The organism is Candidatus Flexifilum breve (assembly GCF_016713355.1).
The window spans coordinates 12,828-35,554 of record NZ_JADJPI010000012.1; the positions used below are offsets into that span (position 1 = coordinate 12,828).

21 protein-coding genes, 1 tRNA gene and 2 pseudogenes are annotated in these 22,727 nt (G+C 59.4%); 13 read left to right on the forward strand and 11 right to left on the reverse strand.

Features of this window, described 5'->3' with window-relative positions; all coding sequences use genetic code 11:
- Positions 1 to 25: 25 nt before the first annotated feature.
- Positions 26 to 1,360, forward strand: a complete 1,335-nt coding sequence (locus IPK17_RS13780) for an aminotransferase class III-fold pyridoxal phosphate-dependent enzyme (RefSeq protein ID WP_343418276.1) — start codon at positions 26 to 28, stop codon at positions 1,358 to 1,360.
- 80 nt (positions 1,361 to 1,440) lie between these two features.
- Here the strand turns inward: IPK17_RS13780 and IPK17_RS13785 are convergent, their stop codons facing one another.
- The 3 genes from IPK17_RS13785 to IPK17_RS13795 all read right to left on the reverse strand — a co-directional run bounded on the left by IPK17_RS13785 (position 1,441) and on the right by IPK17_RS13795 (position 5,093).
- A complete protein-coding gene (locus IPK17_RS13785; RefSeq protein ID WP_343418277.1) occupies positions 1,441 to 1,965 on the reverse strand; it encodes a helix-turn-helix domain-containing protein in 525 nt (174 codons plus the stop codon).
- Positions 1,966 to 2,042: 77 nt separating this feature from the next.
- The gene (locus IPK17_RS13790; protein WP_343418278.1) at positions 2,043 to 3,377 is read right to left on the reverse strand and encodes a vanadium-dependent haloperoxidase; all 1,335 of its coding nucleotides are present in this window, start codon (positions 3,375 to 3,377) and stop codon (positions 2,043 to 2,045) included.
- Between the two features lie 219 nt (positions 3,378 to 3,596).
- On the reverse strand, positions 3,597 to 5,093 hold the full coding sequence (locus IPK17_RS13795) for a hypothetical protein (RefSeq protein WP_343418279.1): 1,497 nt from the start codon (positions 5,091 to 5,093) through the stop codon (positions 3,597 to 3,599).
- Between the two features lie 239 nt (positions 5,094 to 5,332).
- On the opposite strand from IPK17_RS13795, the gene IPK17_RS13800 reads away from it, so the two are divergent.
- Both IPK17_RS13800 and IPK17_RS13805 read left to right on the forward strand, forming a co-directional pair.
- A tRNA-Leu gene (locus tag IPK17_RS13800) sits at positions 5,333 to 5,416 on the forward strand.
- Positions 5,417 to 5,495: 79 nt separating this feature from the next.
- A complete protein-coding gene (locus tag IPK17_RS13805; protein WP_343418280.1) occupies positions 5,496 to 6,254 on the forward strand; it encodes a hypothetical protein in 759 nt (252 codons plus the stop codon).
- 56 nt (positions 6,255 to 6,310) lie between these two features.
- Here IPK17_RS13805 and IPK17_RS13810 read toward each other — a convergent pair whose 3' ends face one another.
- From IPK17_RS13810 to IPK17_RS13820, 3 genes are all read right to left on the reverse strand, one after another.
- Entirely contained in the window at positions 6,311 to 6,610 is a 300-nt protein-coding gene (locus IPK17_RS13810; RefSeq protein WP_343418281.1) for a GlsB/YeaQ/YmgE family stress response membrane protein, read from the reverse strand.
- A gap of 132 nt (positions 6,611 to 6,742) precedes the next feature.
- Complete coding sequence (locus IPK17_RS13815) at positions 6,743 to 6,991, reverse strand: hypothetical protein (RefSeq protein WP_343418282.1); 249 nt, start codon at positions 6,989 to 6,991, stop codon at positions 6,743 to 6,745.
- Positions 6,988 to 7,824, reverse strand: a complete 837-nt coding sequence (locus IPK17_RS13820; RefSeq protein ID WP_343418283.1) for a VLRF1 family aeRF1-type release factor — start codon at positions 7,822 to 7,824, stop codon at positions 6,988 to 6,990. Before IPK17_RS13820 ends, IPK17_RS13815 begins: the two co-directional genes overlap by 4 nt.
- A 159-nt stretch (positions 7,825 to 7,983) precedes the next feature.
- On the opposite strand from IPK17_RS13820, the gene IPK17_RS13825 reads away from it, so the two are divergent.
- Entirely contained in the window at positions 7,984 to 8,907 is a 924-nt protein-coding gene (locus tag IPK17_RS13825) for an ABC transporter ATP-binding protein (RefSeq protein WP_343418284.1), read from the forward strand.
- 4 nt (positions 8,908 to 8,911) lie between these two features.
- On the forward strand, positions 8,912 to 9,736 hold the full coding sequence (locus tag IPK17_RS13830; RefSeq protein ID WP_343418285.1) for an ABC transporter permease subunit: 825 nt from the start codon (positions 8,912 to 8,914) through the stop codon (positions 9,734 to 9,736).
- 69 nt (positions 9,737 to 9,805) lie between these two features.
- Here IPK17_RS13830 and IPK17_RS13835 read toward each other — a convergent pair.
- A pseudogene (locus IPK17_RS13835) lies at positions 9,806 to 10,600 on the reverse strand (IS5 family transposase).
- 214 nt (positions 10,601 to 10,814) lie between these two features.
- Between IPK17_RS13835 and IPK17_RS13840 the strand changes: the two are divergent.
- Positions 10,815 to 11,270 (forward strand): hypothetical protein, encoded by a 456-nt coding sequence (locus IPK17_RS13840; protein WP_343418286.1) that lies wholly within the window; start codon positions 10,815 to 10,817, stop codon positions 11,268 to 11,270.
- A complete protein-coding gene (locus IPK17_RS13845) occupies positions 11,251 to 11,925 on the forward strand; it encodes a L,D-transpeptidase family protein (protein WP_343418287.1) in 675 nt (224 codons plus the stop codon). Before IPK17_RS13840 ends, IPK17_RS13845 begins: the two co-directional genes overlap by 20 nt.
- Before the next feature lie 102 nt (positions 11,926 to 12,027).
- Here the strand turns inward: IPK17_RS13845 and IPK17_RS13850 are convergent, their stop codons facing one another.
- Positions 12,028 to 12,462: a phage tail protein gene (locus tag IPK17_RS13850; RefSeq protein ID WP_343418288.1), complete on the reverse strand. Its 435-nt coding sequence runs from the start codon at positions 12,460 to 12,462 to the stop codon at positions 12,028 to 12,030.
- Positions 12,463 to 12,647: 185 nt separating this feature from the next.
- Here IPK17_RS13850 and IPK17_RS13855 point away from each other — a divergent pair, with 185 nt between their 5' ends.
- The gene (locus IPK17_RS13855) at positions 12,648 to 14,816 is read left to right on the forward strand and encodes a penicillin-binding transpeptidase domain-containing protein (RefSeq protein WP_343418289.1); all 2,169 of its coding nucleotides are present in this window, start codon (positions 12,648 to 12,650) and stop codon (positions 14,814 to 14,816) included.
- Between the two features lie 47 nt (positions 14,817 to 14,863).
- Here IPK17_RS13855 and IPK17_RS13860 read toward each other — a convergent pair whose 3' ends face one another.
- A complete protein-coding gene (locus IPK17_RS13860) occupies positions 14,864 to 15,775 on the reverse strand; it encodes a WD40 repeat domain-containing protein (RefSeq protein WP_343417616.1) in 912 nt (303 codons plus the stop codon).
- 99 nt (positions 15,776 to 15,874) lie between these two features.
- Between IPK17_RS13860 and IPK17_RS13865 the strand changes: the two genes are divergently transcribed.
- The 5 genes from IPK17_RS13865 to IPK17_RS41050 all read left to right on the forward strand — a co-directional run bounded on the left by IPK17_RS13865 (position 15,875) and on the right by IPK17_RS41050 (position 20,298).
- The gene (locus IPK17_RS13865) at positions 15,875 to 16,246 is read left to right on the forward strand and encodes a PPOX class F420-dependent oxidoreductase (protein ID WP_343418290.1); all 372 of its coding nucleotides are present in this window, start codon (positions 15,875 to 15,877) and stop codon (positions 16,244 to 16,246) included.
- Positions 16,247 to 16,292: 46 nt separating this feature from the next.
- Complete coding sequence (locus tag IPK17_RS13870; protein ID WP_343418291.1) at positions 16,293 to 17,408, forward strand: glycosyltransferase family 4 protein; 1,116 nt, start codon at positions 16,293 to 16,295, stop codon at positions 17,406 to 17,408.
- Positions 17,409 to 17,429: 21 nt separating this feature from the next.
- Positions 17,430 to 18,845, forward strand: a complete 1,416-nt coding sequence (locus IPK17_RS13875; protein WP_343418292.1) for a sugar transferase — start codon at positions 17,430 to 17,432, stop codon at positions 18,843 to 18,845.
- Positions 18,846 to 19,218: 373 nt separating this feature from the next.
- The gene (locus IPK17_RS13880; protein ID WP_343418293.1) at positions 19,219 to 19,533 is read left to right on the forward strand and encodes a hypothetical protein; all 315 of its coding nucleotides are present in this window, start codon (positions 19,219 to 19,221) and stop codon (positions 19,531 to 19,533) included.
- Positions 19,534 to 19,554: 21 nt separating this feature from the next.
- Positions 19,555 to 20,298, forward strand: coding sequence for a cytochrome P450 (locus tag IPK17_RS41050; protein WP_343418294.1), 744 nt, complete (start codon positions 19,555 to 19,557; stop codon positions 20,296 to 20,298).
- 252 nt (positions 20,299 to 20,550) lie between these two features.
- Here the strand turns inward: IPK17_RS41050 and IPK17_RS13890 are convergent, their stop codons facing one another.
- Together IPK17_RS13890 and IPK17_RS13895 are read right to left on the reverse strand one after the other, a co-directional pair.
- A complete protein-coding gene (locus tag IPK17_RS13890; RefSeq protein WP_343418295.1) occupies positions 20,551 to 21,123 on the reverse strand; it encodes a DUF4230 domain-containing protein in 573 nt (190 codons plus the stop codon).
- A 1,161-nt stretch (positions 21,124 to 22,284) separates the two neighbouring features.
- Positions 22,285 to 22,727 (reverse strand): annotated as a pseudogene (locus IPK17_RS13895) (hypothetical protein); the annotation flags it as partial.

Here is a 22,727-nt window from a genome sequence, read left to right on the forward strand (position 1 = left end):
AGCCTTTCTTTCTTTAGGAGTCACCATGTCTACGGCTGAAATGGTTCAGCAGAACAAGGATTTCACGCTCGTCAGTTGGTCAGCGCAGGGCGCGTGGAACCCGACCATCATCGAGCGCGGCGAAGGCGTCTACGTGTACGACGCGGACGGCAAACGCTATCTCGACTGGGCGTCGCAGTTGGTCAACGTCAACATCGGTCACAGTCACCCGAAAGTCGTGCGCGCCATTCAGGAACAGGCGGCCAAGCTGTGCTATGTGAATCCCTCGTTCGGCACGCCGGAACGCGGTCGGCTCGGCGAACTGCTGGCGGAAGTCACCCCCGGCACCCTGACCAAGACGCTGTTCGCCAATGGCGGCACGGATGCCATCGAAAATGCGATGAAAGCGGCGCGGTTGTATACCGGTCGCGAGAAGATCCTCACCCGCTATAACTCCTATCACGGCGGCACGTTCGCGGCGGCCAGCGCGGGTGGCGATCCGCGCCGTTTGGCGAATGAGCCCGGCGTCCCGTGGATTGTGCGCACGCCCGATCCGTATTCGTACCGCAACCCAGTCTACCGGGGGCGCACGCAGGAAGAAGGCGATGCGATCATCATCGAGCTGATCGACGACATCATCATTCGCGAAGGCCCGGAAAACTGCGCCGCGATCCTCGTGGAAGGCTACAGCGGCACGAGCGGCGTCATTCAGCCGAGCGCGGTCTATTTCAACGGGTTGCGCACGCTGTGCGACAAATACGGCATTCTGTTGATTGTGGACGAAGTCATGAGCGGTTTTGGGCGCACGGGCGAATGGTTCGGCATCGACCACTACCCGAACGCGCAGCCCGACATCATGGTCATGGCGAAGGGGATCACGTCCGGTTACGTGCCGCTCGGCGCGACCATTGTCAGCGAGAAAATCGCCGCGCACTTCGACAAGAACACCCTGTGGGCGGGCTTGACCTACAGCGCGCACACGCTGGCGATGGCGGCGGGTATCGCCACGATTGAGGTTTACCGCGAAGAAAACCTGATCGAACGGGCGCGTGACATGGGCAAGGTGCTGCGCAAGGGCTTAAACGACCTCGCGGAAAAGCACCCGGTCATCGGGGAAGTGCGCGGCGCGGGGCTGCATCAGGTGCTGGAACTGGTCAAGAACCGGGACACGCGCGAACCGCTCAGCGATTACAACAAGCCGCTCACCGAGCCGATGCAGAAGGTCGCCAAGTCACTCAAGGAATCCGGTATGAACGTCTTCACGCGCTGGAACATGATCTTCAATACGCCGCCGCTCACGGTGAGCGAAGCGCAGTTGCAAGACGGTCTGGCGGGGCTTGATCAGGCGCTGACGCTGATCGATGGGTATTACGAGGGGTAAAGTCAGTTCACAGTTGACAGTTCACAGTTGACAGCTAAAAACTGTTTTTACTGTGAACTGTCAACTGATCACTGTGAACTTTATTCTTTCCGCGCCATGAAATCTTCGACGGCGATCCGCGCAATGCGGTACGTGCTGCCAATGCGCGCCGCGCCGAGCTTGCCCTCATTGATTAGCCGCAGCACCTCATCAGGACTCACCCGCAGATAGAGCGCCACCTCTTCCACCGTCATAATCTTCGGCACTTCGCCTACGCTCGGCGGGGTATCAAACGAGAAGCGCTGCGACGGCGGCGCGGTCAGCGGCGCTTCTTTGGGCAGCGTGAAGATGTTGTACGCCGCCAGCAGCACGGCCAACGCCAGCGCGCCGTATTCGATCATGGTCACGTTCTGCATCCGGTGAACTGACCAGATCGTCAAGGTCGTATTTTCGTCGATCACCGCCGAAACCAGCGTGAAACCCGCGCACACTGCGATGATGAAGGGAGCCATGAGAATCATCCCAATGACGCGCACTTTGGGCGCGGGGAGATTGCGTTCAAACAAGCGCGTATTGCCTTTAAACAGAAGGATCAAACCGATGATGAAGGCAGCGCCACTGCACATGCGACTCTCTTTCTATCCAGCAAAAACCCCCGCTGATTATAGCGGGGGTTTCGGCGAACGGTAGTGAGAGCGGGAAATTACTCGCCCTGCGTGATCTGATTCATGATGATGCGATCCAGCAGGTGATTGGTGACGCACTCGCCCATATCAACGCCGTTTTCGATAGCCGTCCGGTAGTGAATGCCGCCGTACAGGCGCGAGATCGCTGCTTCCGTGGCCGCCGCGTCAAACGAGGTGTACGAGCGCGGCGCCATGCCGAACTGGACCTTCGCGGTATCGGTGAAGGCCACCTGACCGAACAGTGTGGTCAGCATTTCCGCCGCCGCGCCCGAGACCACCGAGTGCCCGGACGGATATTCGGGGAACATCGGCGTCGTGATGTAAGGACGCCAGCGCGGGCTGATGTATTCCTGAATATAGGTTTCGGGGCGCAGCAGCAGCACGCGGTACTTGAGCCCCCAGCACGAGGTGAACGCGTCGGCCATCGCCATATTGGTCATGCCGTACATCTGCGCCGCCACATCGAGCGTGAGATCCAGGTGATCGACCATTTGGTTCTCGATCAACAGCCAGTGCCCTGCCGGCGTCCCCGTTTCGCCCAGGTTATCGAGCCAATACTCCGCAATATCACGCTGTTCGCGGTCGAGGTCGTCGCCCGTGTTCATCACTTCCAGTGACTGCTGATAGAAGGTCGATTCGGGGTCATCGCTGAACGGCATGTCGAGCGGGACATCGCACACATCGGTGTAATCGAGCGCAAAGGTGCGGATTTCACCCCAGAACGGTTCCACGGGCGGCAGATCCGGGTTGGTCGCGATCCACAAATCTGGCGATCCGGTCGGGATTTCATATTCGAGATCGCGCGTTTCGCGGTAATTGTCAGTATCGGCCCACGCGAGAATGCCCTTGCCCAGTTCCTGACCATACTGGATGGAGCGATTGAGCACGTCTTCGTCGATCTCGGTTTCTGACTTGGCGATTTGTTCCGCATAGAACGCATTGAAGGCGTCGTGTGTTTCGCTGCCCGCTTCGAACATCAAGCCGTTAAGCGTCGTGTTGAGCGCCGCATTGGCGACCGTCGTCCAATCGTAAATCCCATCATCCGGGTATGGCAAATCGTTCAGGCCGTTGAGCTGCCCGACCAGCGAGCGATTCGTCGGGATACCCCACACAACCGCTTCGTACAGGGTCACGCCCGCGTAGCCATACAGGCGCGCCGCGGACGGCGGGTTGTAGCTTTCCGCCATGATCCGTTGATACAGTAAGTCCATCCATTCGACGGCGAACGTCGGATCGAGTTCCGCGGTCGGAACCGAGTCTTCAAGCTGCGCCTGCGCCGCCTTCGACGGCATCAGCGACATGAGCACCGCGAGGATCAACGCCAGCAGCACCACTCGTGCAAAGCGGATCATAAAGGTCTTCCCCCCTTCAACCATGAATGCATCTCTTTATAGCGCAGGTCTCATTGGCTCTGCTCTATCGCCATTATACGCGTTCCTGACGCTTACAGGGCGAAAATCCGCCGTTTGTCGGAGAGGGATCAACCGGATTGTTGAGGAATAGGAACAATCACGAGGCATACCTGTACGCCGGACAGAATAGGCCTCGTCTGCTGATGCCGTGACTGATGATTAGCCGAGGAGACTGGCGTAGCCCGCGCCCACGCCGACCGCTGCGTAGACGAACGGGGCGCCGTTCACGTCGACCACGCCTGCATAAACTACCTTGGCCGTTGAAATCGGCGCTTGGGTGTCCACGTCATAACCGACGCTGGCTGTGGTGGCCATAAACGCCACCCCCTGTTCCACATCTGTGATCTGGTTGAAAGAGAGGCCGTCCAACTTGGGATACACCGTGGTGATCAGCGCCAGAGCCGCCTCCGGAGTTGTGGGCACAGCCGCGCTGGCCAGCAAGCCGTACATCCCGGTCGATGCGCTCGACAACTGCACACTGAGATTATCCGCCGTGATCGCGCAGTTGGCCGGGTTGGTAGAACAGTCACCCACGATGACCGCGCCCGCACCGCCTGTCAGCAGACCCCAGTAGGTTACACCGCTGATGCTCGTCGCATTGAGGAGCTGCGCTTCGATTTCGTCCGGCAGATAACCGATCACCAGCTGGACGGCCTCGGTCGCTTCCCCGGCATACAGCGGTTCGATCACCGCGCCAAGCTGATCATTGGCAAACACGACCAGCGCTTCGTAAGCCTCCGCCGATGGGGTCGGCTCGCTGATCGGCACGGTCACATTGACGGTGACATCGCCAATGGTCGTCGTGCCGCTGGGCGCATCGCTGGCAGCGCCTACATAGTAGTAACTGTTGGTCGCAGCGTCATAGGCGTAACTGTAGCAGTCCCACGGATACAGCGCGCAGTAGTAGGCATACTGCTCGGCATAGGCGAGGTAGTAATCGACCGTCTGCGTCGTATAGTCGACCGCCGCTGCATAACTCGCCAGCAGATAATCCGCCGTTGCCGTCATCGTGTCGTAGTAGACCTGCGCGGTGGTCTCGACCGCCGTGTAATAGTCTGCCCAGAATTGATCATAGGCTTGCTGTGCCTGCTCAGTGGCGGCAGCAGCAGCGGCTTGCGCCTGTTCGGTCGCGTCCCCCAGCGCTCCAGCGACCGCATCCTGCGCCTGTCCCTGCGTTTCGGCTAAACCGCTCAAATCCGCAAATGCACCAGGTGCTTCCGGCAGACCTTCTGGCAAGCTCTCCGGCGACCAGCCCTGATCTTCCAATGTCGGTAGCCCTTCCGGCAGTTCGCCGCCTTCCGCGCGTGTGCCGAACCCACCCGAGCCAAAACGGGACATCCAATCGCCCGTTTCACCGCTCATGAACGGCAGTTCCAGCGCCACATCTCCGGTGCCGCGCTCGCTCAAATTGAGACCGGAGCCGAAGGTCGGACGCTCGCCACCTTGCGCACCGCCCTGACCGCGCTGACCGCCCAATTGACCACCACCAACCTGACCGCCGCCCACTTGACCGCCGGAGCGACCGCCAGCGCCTGTGTTGAGCGCCGCACCGCTCATGCCCGGGCTGCCCGCCGTCCCGCCTGACCCGCTCGGCGCAGGGCGACTACCACCGCTGCGCTGCGCGGCCACACTGCCTGAGAGTACGAAAAGAGCCACGATTACGAAGACCAAGGTACGTCTAGTGCGAAGCATCTGCGCTACCTTTCTACAGTGAATATAACGTTGCCCTATAAGTATCATTTCATACATGTAACGATTCTGACACAAGGGTTTTATCGGGCTGTAAAATATCTGTCGCCACCATCCGCCAGCTTCACCGGATTGACGATCGGGGGGAATCTTGATATACTCTCTGTATCGTGCTGTTCGAATAAGTAACTTAGTCGAATAGTTACGGGGCTGTGGTGAAATTGGTATACACTGATCACTTAAAATGATCCGCTCGTGAGAGCATGTGGGTTCGACTCCCACCAGCCCTACTACAAAAAGACGCTAGCTAAGCGTCTTTTTTGTTATACTATTCTGTATGTCTAAACAACTATTTTTAGAGTGACTTAAATGCGAACTTTCGAGGAATACGAGCGCATCTTGCAGTTATGGGAACGAGGTTTTAACAAATTGGCTATCAGCCAAATCACAGATATTCCCCGTGCCACTGTGCGTAACTGTATTGATAAGTTCGAAACAGTCGCAAATTTGGAGGAATATCGAAGCCAGCATCCGTCCCTGCGTGAGACCAATGTCAGTATTACAATGTGGAGTCCCGAATACCGCGCTGCCTATGCGTATCTCCTTGGGCTCTACTTAGGAGATGGGCACATAAGCCACGTTAGGAATAGCCACCGTCTGCGCATTTCCCTTGATCAGCGCCAACCGAATATTCTGAAACGATGCGTTGAAACTGTTGAGCTCATCATGCCAGACAAACAGGTGTCTATCAATAAAACGCCATCAGAGTGTGTAGTCGTCTCCTGCTACACCAATCGTTGGCTTGATCTCCTACCACAGCATGGTAAAGGAGAAAAACACACCCGCAAAATTGAACTTACTGATTGGCAGCAAACGATTTGGCGCGAATACCCACTGGAATTCTTTCGTGGGCTATACCATAGTGATGGCGCACGAATTGAACCTGTGATTTACAACCGGGTCTATCCGCGCTACCAGTTCACACAGGTCTCAACCGATATTCAACGTCTTTTCGCTGAAACCTGCGACTTACTCGGCTTGCACTACACGTTTTGGGGGCGCAACTTCACGATCGCTAAGCGCAAAGATGTGGCTTTCCTCGACGAACATATTGGACCCAAAAGTTAACAGAATCAAAAAGCGCCCATGAATTAGGGCGCTTCTTGCATACGGTGACCGATTGCTTACGCGGGTGACCGTCCACGCAGCATGCGACCGATGGCGATCAGGACGATCGCGCCGATCGTCGCGACGACAATGCTCAGCAGCACGCCGCCCAAGCCAGCACGATTGCTCACGTCGATGAACAACCCGATCACGAACCCACCGACGACCGAACCGATCAGCCCTAAAATGATATCATTGATGAGCGGCTCATCTCGCCCGCCCATGATCGAATGCGCCAGCGCGCCAGCAATCGCCCCGACGAGCAACCAACCGAGACAGACGAACGGAAACGCAAGAATATTGCCGATAACGTCCATGCTTTATCCTCTCCAAGCGAATACATCGTAGCCCATGTCTAGCATCATCATAACAATTTTAATTTCAATGTCAATTAAGGTTCATTGTAATTATTATGGGACGATCATGACTGATCGCCCCATTGGTTGCGGCTACAGCGCGTAATACAGCCGGGCGGCGATCCCGCCTTCCCGCTTGAGCAGATCTGCAGCCGCGCCGTGCACCAGTTCGACGCTGCCGCCCGACGCGAACGCCCGCAGCGGCAGGTCCGGGCGGACGCCTTCGTCGTCGGCCTCCGACCACGGCAGAATCAGCAGTTCGACCCGCTGCATAGTGAGCGCCTCCTGCACCTGCTGCATGCCAAGTGCGCCACGCCCGCCCGCCTTCGCGAAATCAATCACCTCCTGCACGATGCGCATTTCCTCTTGGCGCTCGTGTTCGATGGCTTTGGGCTGCACCATGTCGAGGATTTCTTGCTGTCCCAGGCGTAAGGGATCGGCAGCGTGGCAATCGCGGTGTCTTGCAGCTTAGGCGGCAGCAGATTCTTGACGGCGTGCGCCGATTGTTCGCTGCCACCGAGGAAAAAGCGACGAATCTGGCGTTGATTGACATAGGTCTCGATGCCCGTCGCGACCTGACGGTACATGCGCGTCCGGTGTTCGTCCAGCATGGCCTCGTGATCATCACGCCCGCTGCCGCCATGCACAGCGTTCCCGCCGCCCACCGGATTTGGACTGGCGGTGTATGTCCGCTCGGCGAAATCGTAACCCTCAAGATCCACTTCCATCCCTTCGCGGAAGCCGACGCTCCCTAACTGCGCGAGGAAGAAACGCGCCTTTTCCTGATCGACCAGCACGATCAGGTAGGGTTCGTACTCGTCCAGCACCCACAAGAGCGGCGCGATCTGCGCATTACCGAACGTCGCCTGATTTTCGACCGCAAACGGCAGTTCGATGGTTTGCAGCGATCCGTTCCACGCGAACAACGCCAGCCCCTTGCTCGAAGGGCGGTACTGCTCAAAGAACTCGTCGACACGCGCGCGAATGTCAGCCCACCCGTCCGTCTGACTTTTCGCGGCAGTCTCAAGTTCGAACAGCTTGTTCTTCGCGTAGATGCGCCATGCCGGGGTCGTCGCCTGATTTTCCGGTGTTGTGTTGTCGACGTTCAGGTACAGGGTGAGCGTATGCTCGTCCGCCTCAGCCACCATCGCCTTGATTCCAGCCAGATCGATCATACGGTTTCTCCTTTAGTACATTAAGATTGTAATTGTATAGCAGAGTCGGATGAACGCCGCATGAGTAGGAAAAAAGCTCACTCTTGACCTATTCTTGACCGTACAAATCCCGCCTCCGGTGCTATGATTCGGAACGTGTATTCAAGGGGGAACGCATTGATGAATACCGTCATCGAAACCAATAACCTCACCCGACGCTTCGGCGACAAAACCGCTGTCGATCATCTCACTGTGAATGTGTATGCAGGCGAAGTGTTCGGACTGCTGGGTCACAACGGCGCAGGCAAAACGACGACTGTCCGCTTGCTGAATTGCGTACTGAATGCCTCGGAAGGCTCGGCGCGCGTGCTCGGGTATGACCCGGTTCAGCAGGGGCGCGACTTGCGCAAACGCACGGGCGTACTGACCGAAACGCCCTCGCTCTACGAAGGCTTGAACGCCCACCACAACCTGCGCGTGTTCGCGGATCTGTACGGCATCCCGCGCGATCAGGTCGATGCGCGGGTTGCGCGCATGCTCGAATACTTCAATCTGGCAGATCGTGCCAAGGAGAAAGTGGGCGGGTACAGCAAAGGTATGAAGCAGCGCCTCGCGCTCGCCCGCGCCTTCCTGCATCAACCGGACATCCTGTTTCTGGACGAGCCGACCGCTGGCCTTGATCCGGTCGCCGCGAAAGACGTGAACGATCTGATCGTGCAGGTCAGCCGCGTGGAGGGCAAAACCGTGCTGCTGGCGACGCACAATCTGCATGACGCGCAGCGCCTGTGCGACCGCGTGGCCGTGCTGGAACAGGGGCGCGTCGTGGCACTCGGCACGCCGCGCGAACTCGCGCATCAGACGCACACCAACATCAAGGTGGAGGTGGAAGTCGCCGACGGGCAAGCAGAACGCGCCCACGCGCTGCTTGATGGCGTGGTCGGAGAGATCAGCGGCGACAAGCTGGTGCTCAAGAATGTTGCCTACACGGGCATTCCCGAGGTCGTTGCGAAGCTGGTGGCAGCCCAGATCGCCGTGTACAGCGTCGTGCCGCTCGAACCGTCGCTGGAAGATGTGTACTTTACACTGCAGAAACGAGGGGAGTAACCTCATGAATTGGCGGGCTATCCGGGCGGTCGTCGGCAAAGACCTGCGCCTCGTCCGGCAAAACAAGAATGTCCTGGCCTCACTGATGCTCATGCCGGCACTGTTTTTCGTCATCATGCCGGGGATCATGGTGTATCTGGCGTCATCCGCGCCGGGAGCGATGGGCGACATCGACAGCGATTTCGGCCTGTTCTTCGCCAACATGCCCGCCGGGCTGCGCGCGGAACTGGCCAACTACAACGGCATCGTCGAACAGTTCACCCTGCTGATCGCGGGTTACCTGTTTGGGCCGCTGTTCCTCATGGTGCCGATCATGATTTCGACGACCTTTGGCGCGGACAGCATCGCCGGGGAACACGAACGCAAGACGCTGGAAGGCCTGCTCTATTCGCCGATCAGCGACTTTGAGCTCTACATCGCCAAGCTGCTTGTGGCGTGGATTCCGGCGGTCGTTGCTACCCTGCTCGGTGGCCTGCTGAATGCAATCGTGGTCAACGTCGCGTCGTGGGGGCTGATGGAGCGCATCTGGTTCCCGAACAGCGCGTGGCTGTGGATGGTTTTTTGGCTGTCCCCGGCCGTCGCCGCGCTCGGCCTCGCGGCGATCATCTTTGTGTCGCGCCGCGCCAAGACCGTGCAGGAAGCGATTCAGGTCAGCGGCTTCGTAGTCGTGCCGATCATCCTGCTGCTGGTCGCGCAGATGGCGGGTGTGGTCTACTTCAGCACGGAGATGATTCTGATTATCGGCTTGATCGTGTGGGTGGTCGCGGCGATCCTGCTGTGGATCGGCGCGAAGACTTTCCAGCGCGGCGAATTGATCGCGCGGTTGTAAACGGACATTCATCTGTCGATCGTGGCCTGGATAGGTGCAATTTCTCGTAGGGGCAAGTTATGAGGGTGTTTAAAAAGCCCTCATGCGCGCCAAACGTCTGACCAAGAGATGGCTCATCGCCACATAAATCCAGTTTTCACTGGTCTGACACAGGTATTCGTAATCCTTGCTCAGGCGTCGGTACGTCCCAACCAAGCGAAGGTTCGCTCAACGACCCATCGTTTGGAGGTCACAGCGTACGCCCGCGCTTTCTGCTGGATACTCATCTGCACCTCAAGCCCCTGGATGTGCCATGCATAAGCGCGAAACAAACCTTCATAGCCACCATCGACCCAAAGTACCTCGAGACGGGGGTAAGACGCCCTAACTTTGCGGAGTAGGTAGGCACCGCCGTGCTCATCGCGGACAGCGGCGCTGGTGATATGCACGCCGAGCACCAGACCTTGGCTATCCACGAGCAGATGACGCTTACGCCCGTTCACATGTTTGTGTCCGTCCCAGCCTTTGCGCCCCCTTTTTCCGTCGTTTTCACGCTTTGGCTGTCGAGCGCCCCGGCACTCGGACAGGGATCCCGCCCGGTTTCCGTGCGCCATGTCGTGCGTAACTGCGCATGAAGTTGGTGCCAAACGCCCGCCTGACACCACCGACGAAAGTAACCATACACGGTTTCCCAAGGCGGAAAGTCATGCGGCAGCATCCGCCAACTTCCCCTGTCCGCAGCACGTACAGGATGGCGTTAACGACTTCACGGCGCGCGTAGCGGGCTGGACGTCCGCCGGGCTTCACCGCAGGGATGAGGGCCTCGATTTGCGCCCACTCCCCGTCACTCAAATCACTGGGATATGTTTTCCGTTTTTCGCTCATGCCCCCAGTTTATCACTGTTTACACACCCTCATGCCTTGCCCCTACACGGCAAAAATACCATTTTCGGACAATCCCTGAAACATGCCTACATACCCAACGCTTCCTCTCGCTCGGGACAATCAGCGTAGGGCAATCATCCGCCCAACGGCGGACGCAGATCCGCTTGGCTGGGCGTATAATAGAACTTGTCATCTTGAGACGGGTTTCAGCACCATGAGCATGTATACCGTGCGGACTCCGCGTCCGCCGCAGCCCAAACCGAAACCGCAGCGCCGCGTCACCGCGCCGCCACCACCGCGCCGACCACCCCGCCGCAAACCGCAGCGTCCAGTCAACTGGTTCGCCGTCGCCATTGTCGGCGCGGTGGCGTTCCTGCTTGGTACGCTGGGATTCATCGCCGTCATCGGCGTGATTTATGCGTCAGATGGCAATCTGGTCGCGTTCATCGCGCCGCCTACGCCGACCCCCACGCCGATCCCGCGCTGGATGCCGACCTATACGCTCCCCATCAATCTGTACGATCCGATTGCTGATCAGACGATCGCATGGGATGTACCGGGTGACGTGTGGGGCGAATGGATCGCCATGAACCTGACTGAAGCGCCGAACTTCCCCGTGCCGCTCGATCTCGGCAGCGGTGCGCGCCTATTTGAACACCCGGCAAACTGAACTCGGCGCTGCCCGGCGCATCGATCTCGATGCAGCCGTGGCGGCGGTCGTCAATGCCGCGGCGGGCAGTGCGGCGACCATCCGCGTCTATCACAACGACACGCAGCACACGGTTCAGCCCGGCGAATCGATCATTAGCATCGCGTGGGATTACGGCATCCCATACCCCTATGTGCAGGCGGCCAATCCCGGCGTCGACAGCCTGAGCGTCGGCCAATCGATCACCATTCCGTCGCAGGATGCGCTGCTGCCGCTCCCCGTCGTCGCGGGCAAACGCATCGTCGTGAGCATCCCTGAACAGCGCGTGCGCGTGTACGAGAACGGCGCGCTCAAATGGGATTGGTCAGCGAGCACAGGCATCAACTCCAGCCCGACGTGGGCGGGCGTCTATCAGATTCTGTCACACGAGCCGAACGCTTACGCCAGCAACTGGGACTTGTGGATGCCGGACTTTCTCGGCGTGTACCATCCGATCCCGAATGCGGATTTCGTCAACGGTTTTCACGGCTTCCCCACGCGCGGCGGTAGTCAACTGTTGTGGACGAATAGTCTGGGCACGCGCGTGACGTATGGCTGCATCCTGTTGAGCAACGACAATATCGCGCAGTTGTATGCATGGGCGGAAGAAGGCGTAGTGGTCGAAATTCAGGGGTAAATACAACACAGTCGACAGTTCACAGCTAATCACTGGAACTGTCGACTGACTATGGCAATCAATCGTTAACATCCACCAATCGAGGCGTGGTCAAACGCCGGACTAACTCTTCGCCAGTTGGTCACCCGCCCACGTTTCCTGAATATCGTCAAAGTGGATGGTCACCACTTCTTCGACCAGTTCGCCAGACGCGCTGTTGAAATCGGAATAGCTGATCTCGCTAATCCACGCGCCCGTCACCGTCCAGCGCCGCGACTCCACGCCGTCATCAAGCGCCACGATCACGAGCGTGCGCGTGGGACGGACAATGTCCTGCTTCCCGGCGAGCGTCTCTTGCAGCCAACGATTGAAGGGGAGCGCCGGGTCGCGCTGCACCATCTTCGCCAGCTTGAACGGTTCGCGCACCACGTTCGACACGCCGGGTCGGACTTCCAGCTTGAACGGGATGAACCCACACACCCGGAACACCCCCGGCACGACATCCTCGTTCAGGTAGACTTGAAATTCATTTGCGCTCAGGCTGTCAATTTGCGCCATGCTCATTCGCTCCCTGTCCTAACGACTAAAATCTCGCTTGCAGTATAACGCGGCGCATGAATCACGGGCAAACGCCCTGACCGCCGACCGTCCGGTTTCTCACTTTCCGTGCTAGGCGGGAAAATCTGAATCAGGACTATAATAAGCCCTGGGCTTATATCAAGTGTGATGGATCGGGCAGTAGTATGCGCTGGCGTCTCTGGTTCTTGGTGATGATCGTCCTGGCAGCGGCGGCGTGTGGGCCGCAGCGACCGCAAGCGGCGCAGGTGCTGCCGACACTGGCGCTGCTCCCGTCCAATTATCGACTGGAAGATGCCGAACGCATTGCCCGGGAGTTCTTGCAGCAGTGGCAAAACGGCGACTTCGCCGCCATGCATCGCCTGCTCAGCCTCGCCGCACAGGACGCTTACCCTCTCACAAATTTCGAATCGTTCTACCAGAACACCAACGATGCGCTGTCGTTCCAAAGTGTGAGCACCAGCGACGGCACGGGCATTTTCCGCGAACAAGACTCAGTCGCTATCTACAACTACAACGCCACGTTTGCGACGCGCCTGCTCGGCAGCTTCACCGATGCCAACCGCAACCTGATGCTGGTCGTGGACGAAACGGCGAACGAATGGCGCATCGCGTGGACGCCCGACACCATCTTCGACGGCATGACGAACGGTGCGTATGTGCGCGCCGAACTCAACGTGCCCAACCGTGCCAACATCTACGACAGCGCTGGCAACGTGCTGGCCGATCAAAACGGCGCGATGGTGCGCATCAATGTCATCCGCGACAGCATCCCCGACTATCCCAACTGCCTCGCCACCATCGCGACCGCGCTCAATCAGGAAGTCACCGATGTGCAGGCGCGGCTGGAAGCGCGGCCTTCGTTCTGGGTGGTCGAAATGGGCATCATCGAACCCGCGACCTATACGCGCGACCGGGCGCAGCTCGAAGCGCTGTGCGCAGCGCAGTTCGAAGACGTCCCGGCGCGGCGCTATCCCAACGGCACGCTAGCGCCGCACATTCTCGGCTATGTCGGCTTCCCGACGGAAGCTGAAATCCCCGATCTGGAAGCGGCGGGCTTCAATCAGGCGTCGATTGTCGGACGCGCCGGCATCGAACTGACGTGGGACGAGACGCTGCGCGGTCAGCCCGGCGGGCGTTTGGTGCTCGTCACCTCCGAAGGTCAGGTGATCCGCGAACTGACACGGGTCGCCGTGCAGCCCGCGCAAAGCCTGTGGCTGACGCTCGACAGTGAGCTGCAGGCCACCGTTGAGCGGATCCTCGTGGAAACGTACCGCCAAGCCCGCGGCGGCTGGGCGGAAAACTCGCTGGGCGCGTCGGTCGTCGTCATGGATGCGAACACGGGCGCGATTCGCGCAATGGTTAGCTACCCATTCTTCGATAACAACGCCTACAACACTTTCCCAACGATGGGGCGCGAGGCTGCTTCCCGGCTGATCGAGCGCTACCAGTCCGATCCGGCGCACCCAGAAGTCAACCGCCCGGTGCAGGGCGTCTACCCGCTCGGTTCGGTCATGAAGACTGTCTCCGCCGCCGCGGTGGCCGACAGCGGCGTGTATGCGCTCGACGAACGGTATACGTGCGTCGGCATCTGGAATCGCGACATCACCCGCTATGACTGGAATGATGGTCACGGCACGCTCACGCTGCCGCAGTCGCTCACGCACTCCTGCAATCCGTACTACTACGAAGTCGGCTACCAGCTCGATCAGGTCGACCCGTGGATTTTGCCGACTTATGCGACGCGGCTCGGCTTTGGCGGCAGCTCCGGTCTGACAGATTTGATCGAAGAAACGGGCTTCATCCCAGATCCCGATTGGATGCGCACGGTGCGCGGCGAAACGTGGACGTTCTCCGAATCGGTCAACATGGCGATTGGTCAGGGTTTTATGGGCGTGACGCCGCTGCAAGTCGCGCGCTGGTTCGCCGCGATTGCCAACGATGGCGATCTACCGCGGCCCTATCTCGTCGAGAGCACAGGCCTGCTCGGCGATTCGATCACCCCGGCGATGATCACCGAATTGACGCCCACCGGGCTGCGTCCCGAGGTCTTGGCGATGATCCGGCAGGGCTTGTGCGATGTGACACGCGAAGGCGGCACAGCGGATTTCGTGTTCCGCAATTCGCCTCTGCAAAGCATCGGCGTGTGTGGCAAGACGGGCACGGCGCAGGCCGGCGGTCCGAGCACCCCGTCGCACGCGTGGTTTGCCAGCTACGCACCGCGCGACAACCCGGAAATCATCGTCGTGGCGATGGTCGAAACCGCGGGTCAGGGGTCGGAAATCGCCGCGCCCATCGCCCGTCAGGTCCTCGAAGCCTATTTTGATATGGATTAGCGGAAATCCCCCTCTCCCACGGGAGAGGGGTTAGGGGTGAGGCCAGTTTACGGCACGCTCCACGCGCGGACGGTGTTGTCGCCTGAACCGCTCGCGATCAACGTGCCGGAGGGGTTGAACGTCACCGTGAGGACGGGCTTGTCATGCCCGGCCAGCTCGACCAATAGTTTGCCCGTCGCCAGTTCCCACACCTTGACCAACCCATCGCGCCCACCCGTCGCCAGCAGCGACGCATCCGGGCTAAACGCGACCGCGTCGGTGCCGTCGATGTGCGCGTTGATCAAGCCGACGTTCTTGCCCGTTTCCAGCTCGTAGAAGCTGACGATCCCGTCCTTGCAGGCCGACGCTAACAGCTTGCCATCCGGGCTGACGGCGAGATCCCGCACCCAGTCGGGCTGATCCAGCACGTAGCGCAGCGTACAGTGATCGGTCTCCCACACGCGGATCGTCATGTCGCGCGCGCCCGAGGCCGCGACTTTGCCGTTCAAGCCGAAGACGACGCTCGTGATCTCATCGGTGTGACCGGGCATCGGCGTGGATTTCACGCTTTCGCGCATGTCGAACAGACGGACTTCGCGGTCACCGCCACCGGACACAATCATGCGCCCATTCGGGCTGAAAGCAACTGAGTTCACGCTGTCGCCGTGTCCGCGCAGGATGAACAGTGGACGGTCGAGATGTGTCATCCACAGGCGGACAGTCATATCCGCGCCCGCCGTCACCATCGCGGTTCCATCCGGGCTGAAGGCAAAGCCCTTAATCGGCGTCTCCGACGTAATCTGGCGATCCGGCTCGCCACCAAACCCACCATTCCACAACCACACGCCGCTGCCGTGACTGACTCCGAGCGCCGTTCCGCGGCCTGACCAAGCCACCTGCGTGATGAAGCCACACTGCACAGCGATCAACTGTGAGAGTTGAGAAGCATTGTCAGCAGAGATTGTTGAATAAAGACTCATCAGGTTTTCTCAGCTTTGTCTAAGGCCACATATAGTACAAAAAGGATAGGCTAAAGCCAAATTGTGGTCACAGAGGCATCAATGTTGAAAGAGAGGACAATGCCCTTCAAATCGCTGAGTGGACAAGCCTTCATGTGCCTGACGACGTTCCGCAAGTCGGGCGAACCTGTACCGACGCCGGTCTGGTTCGCGGGCGATACCAAGAAGGTCTACGTAATGACTCAGGCCAACGCGGGCAAAGTCAAACGGATACGGAACAACGCGCAGGTCGAGGTTGCCCCGTGTACAAGCCGCGGTGACCTGTTGGGCGCAGCGGTCGAAGCGATGGCACGCATTCTACCCCCGGATCAAGTGAGTGAGGCCAAGGCGGCGCTCACTCAGAAGTATGGCTGGCAGAAGCGCATCTTCGACCTGATGAACCGCATGCGGGGCAAGGACATGCTGTACATCGAAGTCACGCCGATGGAGTAAAGCCGCCAGCGTGAGGGCGTCTGTAAATCTGCTATATCGTCCGCCCATGCACATCGGACTTAACGCTCATCTACTCTCCGGTTCGGCGGGTTACCGTTCGGCTGGAATTCACGGATATATTGACGGACTGCTGCGCCACCTTCCCCGCGATGACTGGCGCTTTACGGCGTTCGTTGGCGCGGCTAACCATATGCAGATCGATGGCGTGGAGCTGCGCCGTTCGCGTCTCGACACCGAGTCGCCGCTGCGCCGCATTGTGTGGGAACAGGCGCTTCAGCCGTGGCAGCTCGGCGCCTTCGACCTCTATCATGCGCTGGCGTTCGTCGCGCCGCTCCCGCTCAGCACGCCGATGATCGTCACCATTTACGATCTCAGCTTCATCCACTACCCGGAACGCCTGCCCGCCGCGCGCCGCCTGTATTTGCGCCTGTTCACGGGCTTGACCTGCCGCCGCGCCCGCCGTGTGCAGGTCATCAGCCAATCGACCGGGCGGGATGTGGAGCGTTCGTTAGGCATTCCCGCGTCCAAGATTGACCTCGCGCAGCCCGGTTACGACCCGGCACGTTTCTATCCGCTGCCCGCTGACGAGATTGCCGCCTTCAAACGCGCGAAGAATCTGCCGGAGCGCTTCTGGTTGTTCATCGGCACGCTGGAGCCGCGCAAAAACCTCACCGTGCTGCTCGATGCGTATGCCGCGCTGCCCGTACACCAGCGCCTGCCGCTCATCCTGGGCGGCGGCAAGGGCTGGGATTATGATCCTATCTTTGCCGCTGTCGAACGTCATCATCTCGGCTCATGGGTGCAGTTTCCGGGTTTCATCCCTGCCGATGAACTGCGCTTCTGGTACAATTCGGCGGAAGCGTTTATCTATCCGTCGGTGTTTGAGGGCTTCGGGCTGCCCGTCCTCGAAGCGCAGGCGTGCGGCACGCCTGTGATCATGTCCGACGCCTCATCGCTGCCCGAAGTTGCCGGAGACGCCGGATTGACGCTCGCCCCGCAGGCGGTCAGCGCGTGGACCGAAGCGCTGCGCCGCGCGGTGGACGATACTCAATGGCGGAACGCTGCGCGCGAACGCGGACTCGTTCAGGCTGCGCGTTTCCAGTGGCAGGCGACCGCCGACAAAACAATTGAAAGCTATCGGAAAGCCCTACATGGCGACTAAAGACGTGCGCCCTACAACGTCATGGCTCGAAAACCGTGGCTCATGCCCACGGTCGATGCGCTGCTGGCCTTCGCCGCCTTCGGCATCGCCTATTTCGTCCGCTACGAACTCCAGTTGATCGCGCCCGTGTTGGAATTCAACCGCGCGCCCTTCGAACCCTACCTCCCCTACACCATCGTCTACATCATCTGGCTGTACCTCAACTACCGGGGCAGCGGCCTGTACAAGAATATTCGCGGGCGCTCGTGGCTCGACGAAAGCTACACCATCCTCAACGGTGTGACCAATGCGACCGTCGTGCTGCTGGCGATCAGCTTCGCGTTCCAGCCGCTCGTCTTCAGCCGTTTGATGATTCTCTACGTCGCGGCCATCACGATTGTGCTGTTGTCCCTCGCCCGCGTCGTGCGCCGTACCATACAGGCGCGTCTGCGGGCGCGCGGAATCGGCGTGCAGCGCGTGCTGGTAGTCGGTGGCGGCGAAATTGGCCGCTCGGTGCTGCGCACGATGGTTGCGCGGCGGGCGCAGGGCTTCCTGCCGATTGGTTACCTCGGCGAAAATGAAGAAGATGGCAGCGTCGATCTCGGTCGCCTCAAGGGATTGGGCAGCATGGATAATCTCGCCAGTGTGCTGCGCGAGCACCATGTCGACCATGTAGTGATCACGCTGGCATGGACGCACCACGACCAGATTCTCAAGATGATCCGCATCTGCCAGCAGCGCGGCGTCGAAGTGAGCGTGGTGCCGGAAGTCTTTCAACTTAACCTCAAGCAGGTGCAGGTCGAAAACCTGGACGGCATCCCCTGCTGCGCGTCAACGGGCATGTGCCGCTCAAAGGCAGCAACCGCCCGATCAAGCGCGCCATGGACTCTCATCCTCATCGGGGCGATGTCACCGCTCCTGCTGCTCATGTTCGGGCTGGTCGCGCTCGCGATCCGGTTGGAGGACAACGGTAAAGTCTTCTACAAGCAGCGCCGCGTCGGCGAAAATGGCCGCGAATTCGATATGATCAAGTTCCGCAGCATGATCCCCGATGCCGACAAACTGCGCGCCGACCTGATCAAGACGCACGAGCTCGATCCACGTCACCCGAAAATCAAAGATGATCCGCGCGTAACCAAAGTCGGACGCGTGATCCGCAAGCTGAGCATCGACGAGCTCCCCAACCTGATTAACGTGTTCACCGGGCAGATGAGCCTCGTCGGCCCACGCCCGCCCACGCCGGACGAAGTCTCGCTGTATGAGGCGTGGCACCTGCAGCGTCTGCAGGTCAAGCCGGGCATGACCGGGCTGTGGCAAATCAGCGGGCGCAGCGAAGTCCCCTTCGACGAGATGTGCCTCATGGACATCTACTACATCGAGAACTGGTCGGTGGGGCTGGATGCGCAAATCCTCTTTATGACGATCCCGCGTGTGCTGCTCCGCTCCGGAGCATACTAGAAACAAGCTATCAGTTCACAGGTTTCAGTTTACAGCGCCTCTCATATATCTGGCAAATGCTCACATACCGGTCTGTAGGGGCGCACGGCGGTGCGCCTAAATTGGGCAGACACGTAGGTCTGCCCCTACATCGCGATGGTTGAGGCTCTACTTTAAACTGTGAACTGATAACTGTTCACTTGGATGCCTTTTCTCAACACTCATGCTTCCATCTTCATGTTACAGTAGTTCAAGATGACTGTAACACAAGAAGTTTGAGGCTGTGTATGGATGCCTTTTTTCCGCCCGGCCCGCAGAAGCACTTCATTGCAGGCGATGCGCCCCCTCTTTGCGAACAACCCGTTTCGCGCCCTGACCGAGTCCCCCTTGCAGTATGGCGAACTCGTGCATTTCCGCTTCGGCCCGACTCCACGCGTATCTGGTCAACAACCCGCGTGAGGCGCACTATGTACTGGTCGAAGCGCCCGAACGCTTCACCGACCGCCCGAATTACCTCAAGACGCTGAACAGCGCCATGGGGCACGATCTGTTTCCACCCAAAGACAAACTCGGCGGACGCGACCGCATCAAGCCGCCTAGTGATCCCGCTGGCTGTACGACTTCGCGGATCAGATCACGAGTGCCGTCAACCTGCTCGGCTGGTGTCCCGACGATGTGGTCTCGCTGCCCACCCATCTCAAAACCATGACCGCCCGCATGACTGCAGCTCTTGTTTGAACGCGACGCCGCGCCCGCCGGGCTGCGTGAAGGTGTGCCCTTCAGCCAACCGCTCGCTGACCGCCGCTTCGAGTCGCCGCTCATCCCGGCGTGGCTGCCCGTCGGCGCACGGCGCGGCTGTGGGCGCGCGCATTCCTGGGCTAAAAGAGGCGATTGCCGACCCTGGTCGCGGATCGGCGCTGCGGTCTCTTCGAACGTCTGCATTACGTCAACCCGGCGCAGGCCGTCGACGAAATGCTGCTTTCTGTTCCATGCGGGGACGGAGCTTGTCGCCAACACGCTGGCGTGGCCGCTGCATCTGCTCGCCTGCAACCCCGATGCGGAAGCGGAACTCTTACAGGAAGTTCGGTCGACCTTGGGTGGACGCTTACCGAATGCCGCTGACCTCGACAACCTGCCCTATGCCGAAATGGTCATCCGCGAAACACTGCGCCTGTACCCGCCCGTGTGGGTGATCACGCGGCAGGCGACGCGCGAGCGCGGGTCGGCAAGTACTTCGTGCCGTCCGGCAGCGCGATCTTCGTCAGCCCGTACGCGCTGCACCATAACCCAAGCAGTTCATCAACCCGGAAGCTTTTATGCCGGAACGTTTTCGGCGGGCTATGAAAAGCGGCTCCAACTACAGCTACATGCCGTTCGGGGCGGGCGTGCGCGCGGCGCTGGAAGATCGTTTGTCACGACGGTGAGCACGCTGCTGCTGGCGGGGATTGTCGGGCGCTGGCGGTTGAACCCCTGACGCCGCCGCTGCTGGACATCGAAGGCGGCATGACGCTCACCAACCTCGTTCACCATGCGCGTCGGCGTGCGCTGATAGTTCTCAGTTTACAGTTTCAGTTCACAGTTAATGGTCTGGCAAGTGTCTGGAATAAGGGTAACTGCTTGCAGGAGCGCAACTATCGGTGCGCCTGAAAATGGGCAGACCTGTGTGTCTGCCCCATCCTCAGGAAACTGCTTCAAACCCTGTCTTGACTGTAAACTGTCGACTATGCTATTTCGTCCAGTGATTGTTCTGCGTATCAAAGCGCCAGCCAATAGGGATCTCCGGCAAGCACGACGGCGGATAAACCGTCTCGCCCGTCGGCGGCGCGAACACAATCTCCCGCTGCGCCCGGTCAGCGAGCGCACGGTTGGCCAGCACGAAGCGCGTTTCTGTCTCCGCGCGGGTGAGGATACCGCCTTCAAGCGCATCATCACGGAAGTCGGATAATGCCTGATACTGCGCGAGCTGGCGCACCCCATCCCAATCCAGATTGCACGTCGAAACCGACTCGTCATACTGGTCGATCATCTCGACGCGGCAGCTCGTCAACTGCGGCGCGGGGATGGTGATGACGTAGACGTCCGTTGCCGCGTCGTAGCGCACATCGTCTTCGCCGATTTGCATCCAGGTCGTCTCAGCTTCAACCGCCCCCTGCACGGCGTAATTCGCCGAGTAACCGCCCACGTTCAGCACACCCTGCCCCACGCCGACGAACACCCCGGCTTTCGCCAACTGCACGCTCACGCTGACCAACTGCCCGAGGGGTTGAATTCCCTGCACGATAATTCTGCGACGAGACAATCGACGCTTCCGGCGGCGCTGAACTGCTGCACGCCCGCTAAACCCGCCGATACTCCCGATCACATTGGTGAGCGTCGACCCGTGAAGAAGATAAGCGCCGGAATGGCGACGATGAACAGCAGGCAGCCCATCCCGCCAAAAATATACGGCGCGCAACCCCGCTTTGCCGCCGAGGATGCGTCTCGTAAACGGTGTCAGTGTGGGGCAGCGGCGACAGGTCTTCGGCGGACTTCCGGTTGATCAGCTCACAGGCGTTTTCCTCTCGTGTTTCTCTGCTCATTATATACGCCGCCTGCGCTGCCGGGTTGCGCGTAGATCTGAGACACGGGATGATAAAACCCGCCATATCGCAATGGGAAGTGTAATATACAGAACCTGAGAATGAGGGGTTGGTGACAGATGGTCCCAGCGATCTATGATAGCAACTGCGTGCTCTGCCGGCAATCCAGCGGATCATCAACGCGTTGGACTGGCTGCAGCGCGTGGAAGTTCTCGATTTGCAGAAGTGGGGCCGGTGCACCAGCGTTATCCCAATCTCGACTGGAACGCAGCGTTTGGGCAGATGCACGCACCATGACCAGCGACGGGCAAATGCTCCAGTGGTTTTAAGGGCGTGCGCCGCCTGCTGCGTGAACTCCCGCTCGCTTTCCGCTCTGGCTGCTGCTGCGTCCCCGGCGTGGTTGGCTCGGGGATCAGGTCTACAAAAGGTACTCGCCCGCAACCGCTACCGCATCGGCAAACTGGTGGGCGCGGAAGTGGCGCGAAAAACGGCACTGTGCAGCTGCCCAACCCGGCAAGTTAGCAGGAAACAAGCTTAATCCAAGCGGGAGACGTGATGAATCCCGTCCCTACAAGGGCATGTTCGGCTTGGCAAACGCTGCTGGCGCCCCTCCCTGAATTCAGGGAGGAGCCGGTCCTCTCAGGAGTAGGTTTTTAATTGTAGGGACGAGGCATGCCTCGTCCTCCTGTGCTCACACAACCACCCTATCCGTTAAAACACCTCTTTTGCTTTCACAGACAACAAATCTATTACCCCTAATCCAGAGGAAAAACCGGACGAGGCATGCCTCGTCCCTACGGAGATTCTCAGCGAAGAAAACCGCTTTCGATGGGAAGCATAAAAAGCCTACCCCTGTTGAGGGGGCCGGGGTGGGGTCGTAACTATGCGGACACGATAAATCGCGTCCTACGAAAACAAAATCTGTCTGGCGAGTGTTGTTGCCCCTCTCCGAGCGGAGAGGGGTTGGGGATTGAGCTTTGGGTTATTCCCATGTTGAGTTCGCTCTTGATGACCGAGGTGATGTTCTTATCCAGCTCGTCGAGGTTGTCGAGGCTGTAGTAGGTGATGATGCGGCGGTGGCTGATGTCGGGAATGGGATATCTGCCACCAGGCTGCGAAATCAGGATGACTGGACGACCGAGCGTGTGCGCGATCCCCAGTTCGTACATCACGTTGGCATTGCGACCCGTGCGGTCCGGCGTGCAGATGTCCGAATGATAAATGGCTGACCACCTCGTCGTGATCGACAGACGACAGAAACGCGTCACCACGCTTGATCGTGATGCCGAGGCGATTAACAGCCGGGACGAGATGCTCGTCGTAA

Coding starts and splice junctions, on each gene's coding strand:
- IPK17_RS13780 (WP_343418276.1), top strand. CDS start 26: ATGTCTACGGCTGAAATGGTTCAGCAGAACAAGGATTTCACGCTCGTC.
- IPK17_RS13785 (WP_343418277.1), bottom strand. CDS start 1,965: ATGTGCAGTGGCGCTGCCTTCATCATCGGTTTGATCCTTCTGTTTAAA.
- IPK17_RS13790 (WP_343418278.1), bottom strand. CDS start 3,377: ATGATCCGCTTTGCACGAGTGGTGCTGCTGGCGTTGATCCTCGCGGTG.
- IPK17_RS13805 (WP_343418280.1), top strand. CDS start 5,496: ATGCGAACTTTCGAGGAATACGAGCGCATCTTGCAGTTATGGGAACGA.
- IPK17_RS13810 (WP_343418281.1), bottom strand. CDS start 6,610: ATGGACGTTATCGGCAATATTCTTGCGTTTCCGTTCGTCTGTCTCGGT.
- IPK17_RS13820 (WP_343418283.1), bottom strand. CDS start 7,824: ATGATCGATCTGGCTGGAATCAAGGCGATGGTGGCTGAGGCGGACGAG.
- IPK17_RS13825 (WP_343418284.1), top strand. CDS start 7,984: ATGAATACCGTCATCGAAACCAATAACCTCACCCGACGCTTCGGCGAC.
- IPK17_RS13830 (WP_343418285.1), top strand. CDS start 8,912: ATGAATTGGCGGGCTATCCGGGCGGTCGTCGGCAAAGACCTGCGCCTC.
- IPK17_RS13840 (WP_343418286.1), top strand. CDS start 10,815: ATGAGCATGTATACCGTGCGGACTCCGCGTCCGCCGCAGCCCAAACCG.
- IPK17_RS13850 (WP_343418288.1), bottom strand. CDS start 12,462: ATGGCGCAAATTGACAGCCTGAGCGCAAATGAATTTCAAGTCTACCTG.
- IPK17_RS13855 (WP_343418289.1), top strand. CDS start 12,648: ATGCGCTGGCGTCTCTGGTTCTTGGTGATGATCGTCCTGGCAGCGGCG.
- IPK17_RS13860 (WP_343417616.1), bottom strand. CDS start 15,775: ATGAGTCTTTATTCAACAATCTCTGCTGACAATGCTTCTCAACTCTCA.
- IPK17_RS13865 (WP_343418290.1), top strand. CDS start 15,875: ATGCCCTTCAAATCGCTGAGTGGACAAGCCTTCATGTGCCTGACGACG.
- IPK17_RS13870 (WP_343418291.1), top strand. CDS start 16,293: ATGCACATCGGACTTAACGCTCATCTACTCTCCGGTTCGGCGGGTTAC.
- IPK17_RS13875 (WP_343418292.1), top strand. CDS start 17,430: ATGGCTCGAAAACCGTGGCTCATGCCCACGGTCGATGCGCTGCTGGCC.
- IPK17_RS13880 (WP_343418293.1), top strand. CDS start 19,219: ATGGCGAACTCGTGCATTTCCGCTTCGGCCCGACTCCACGCGTATCTG.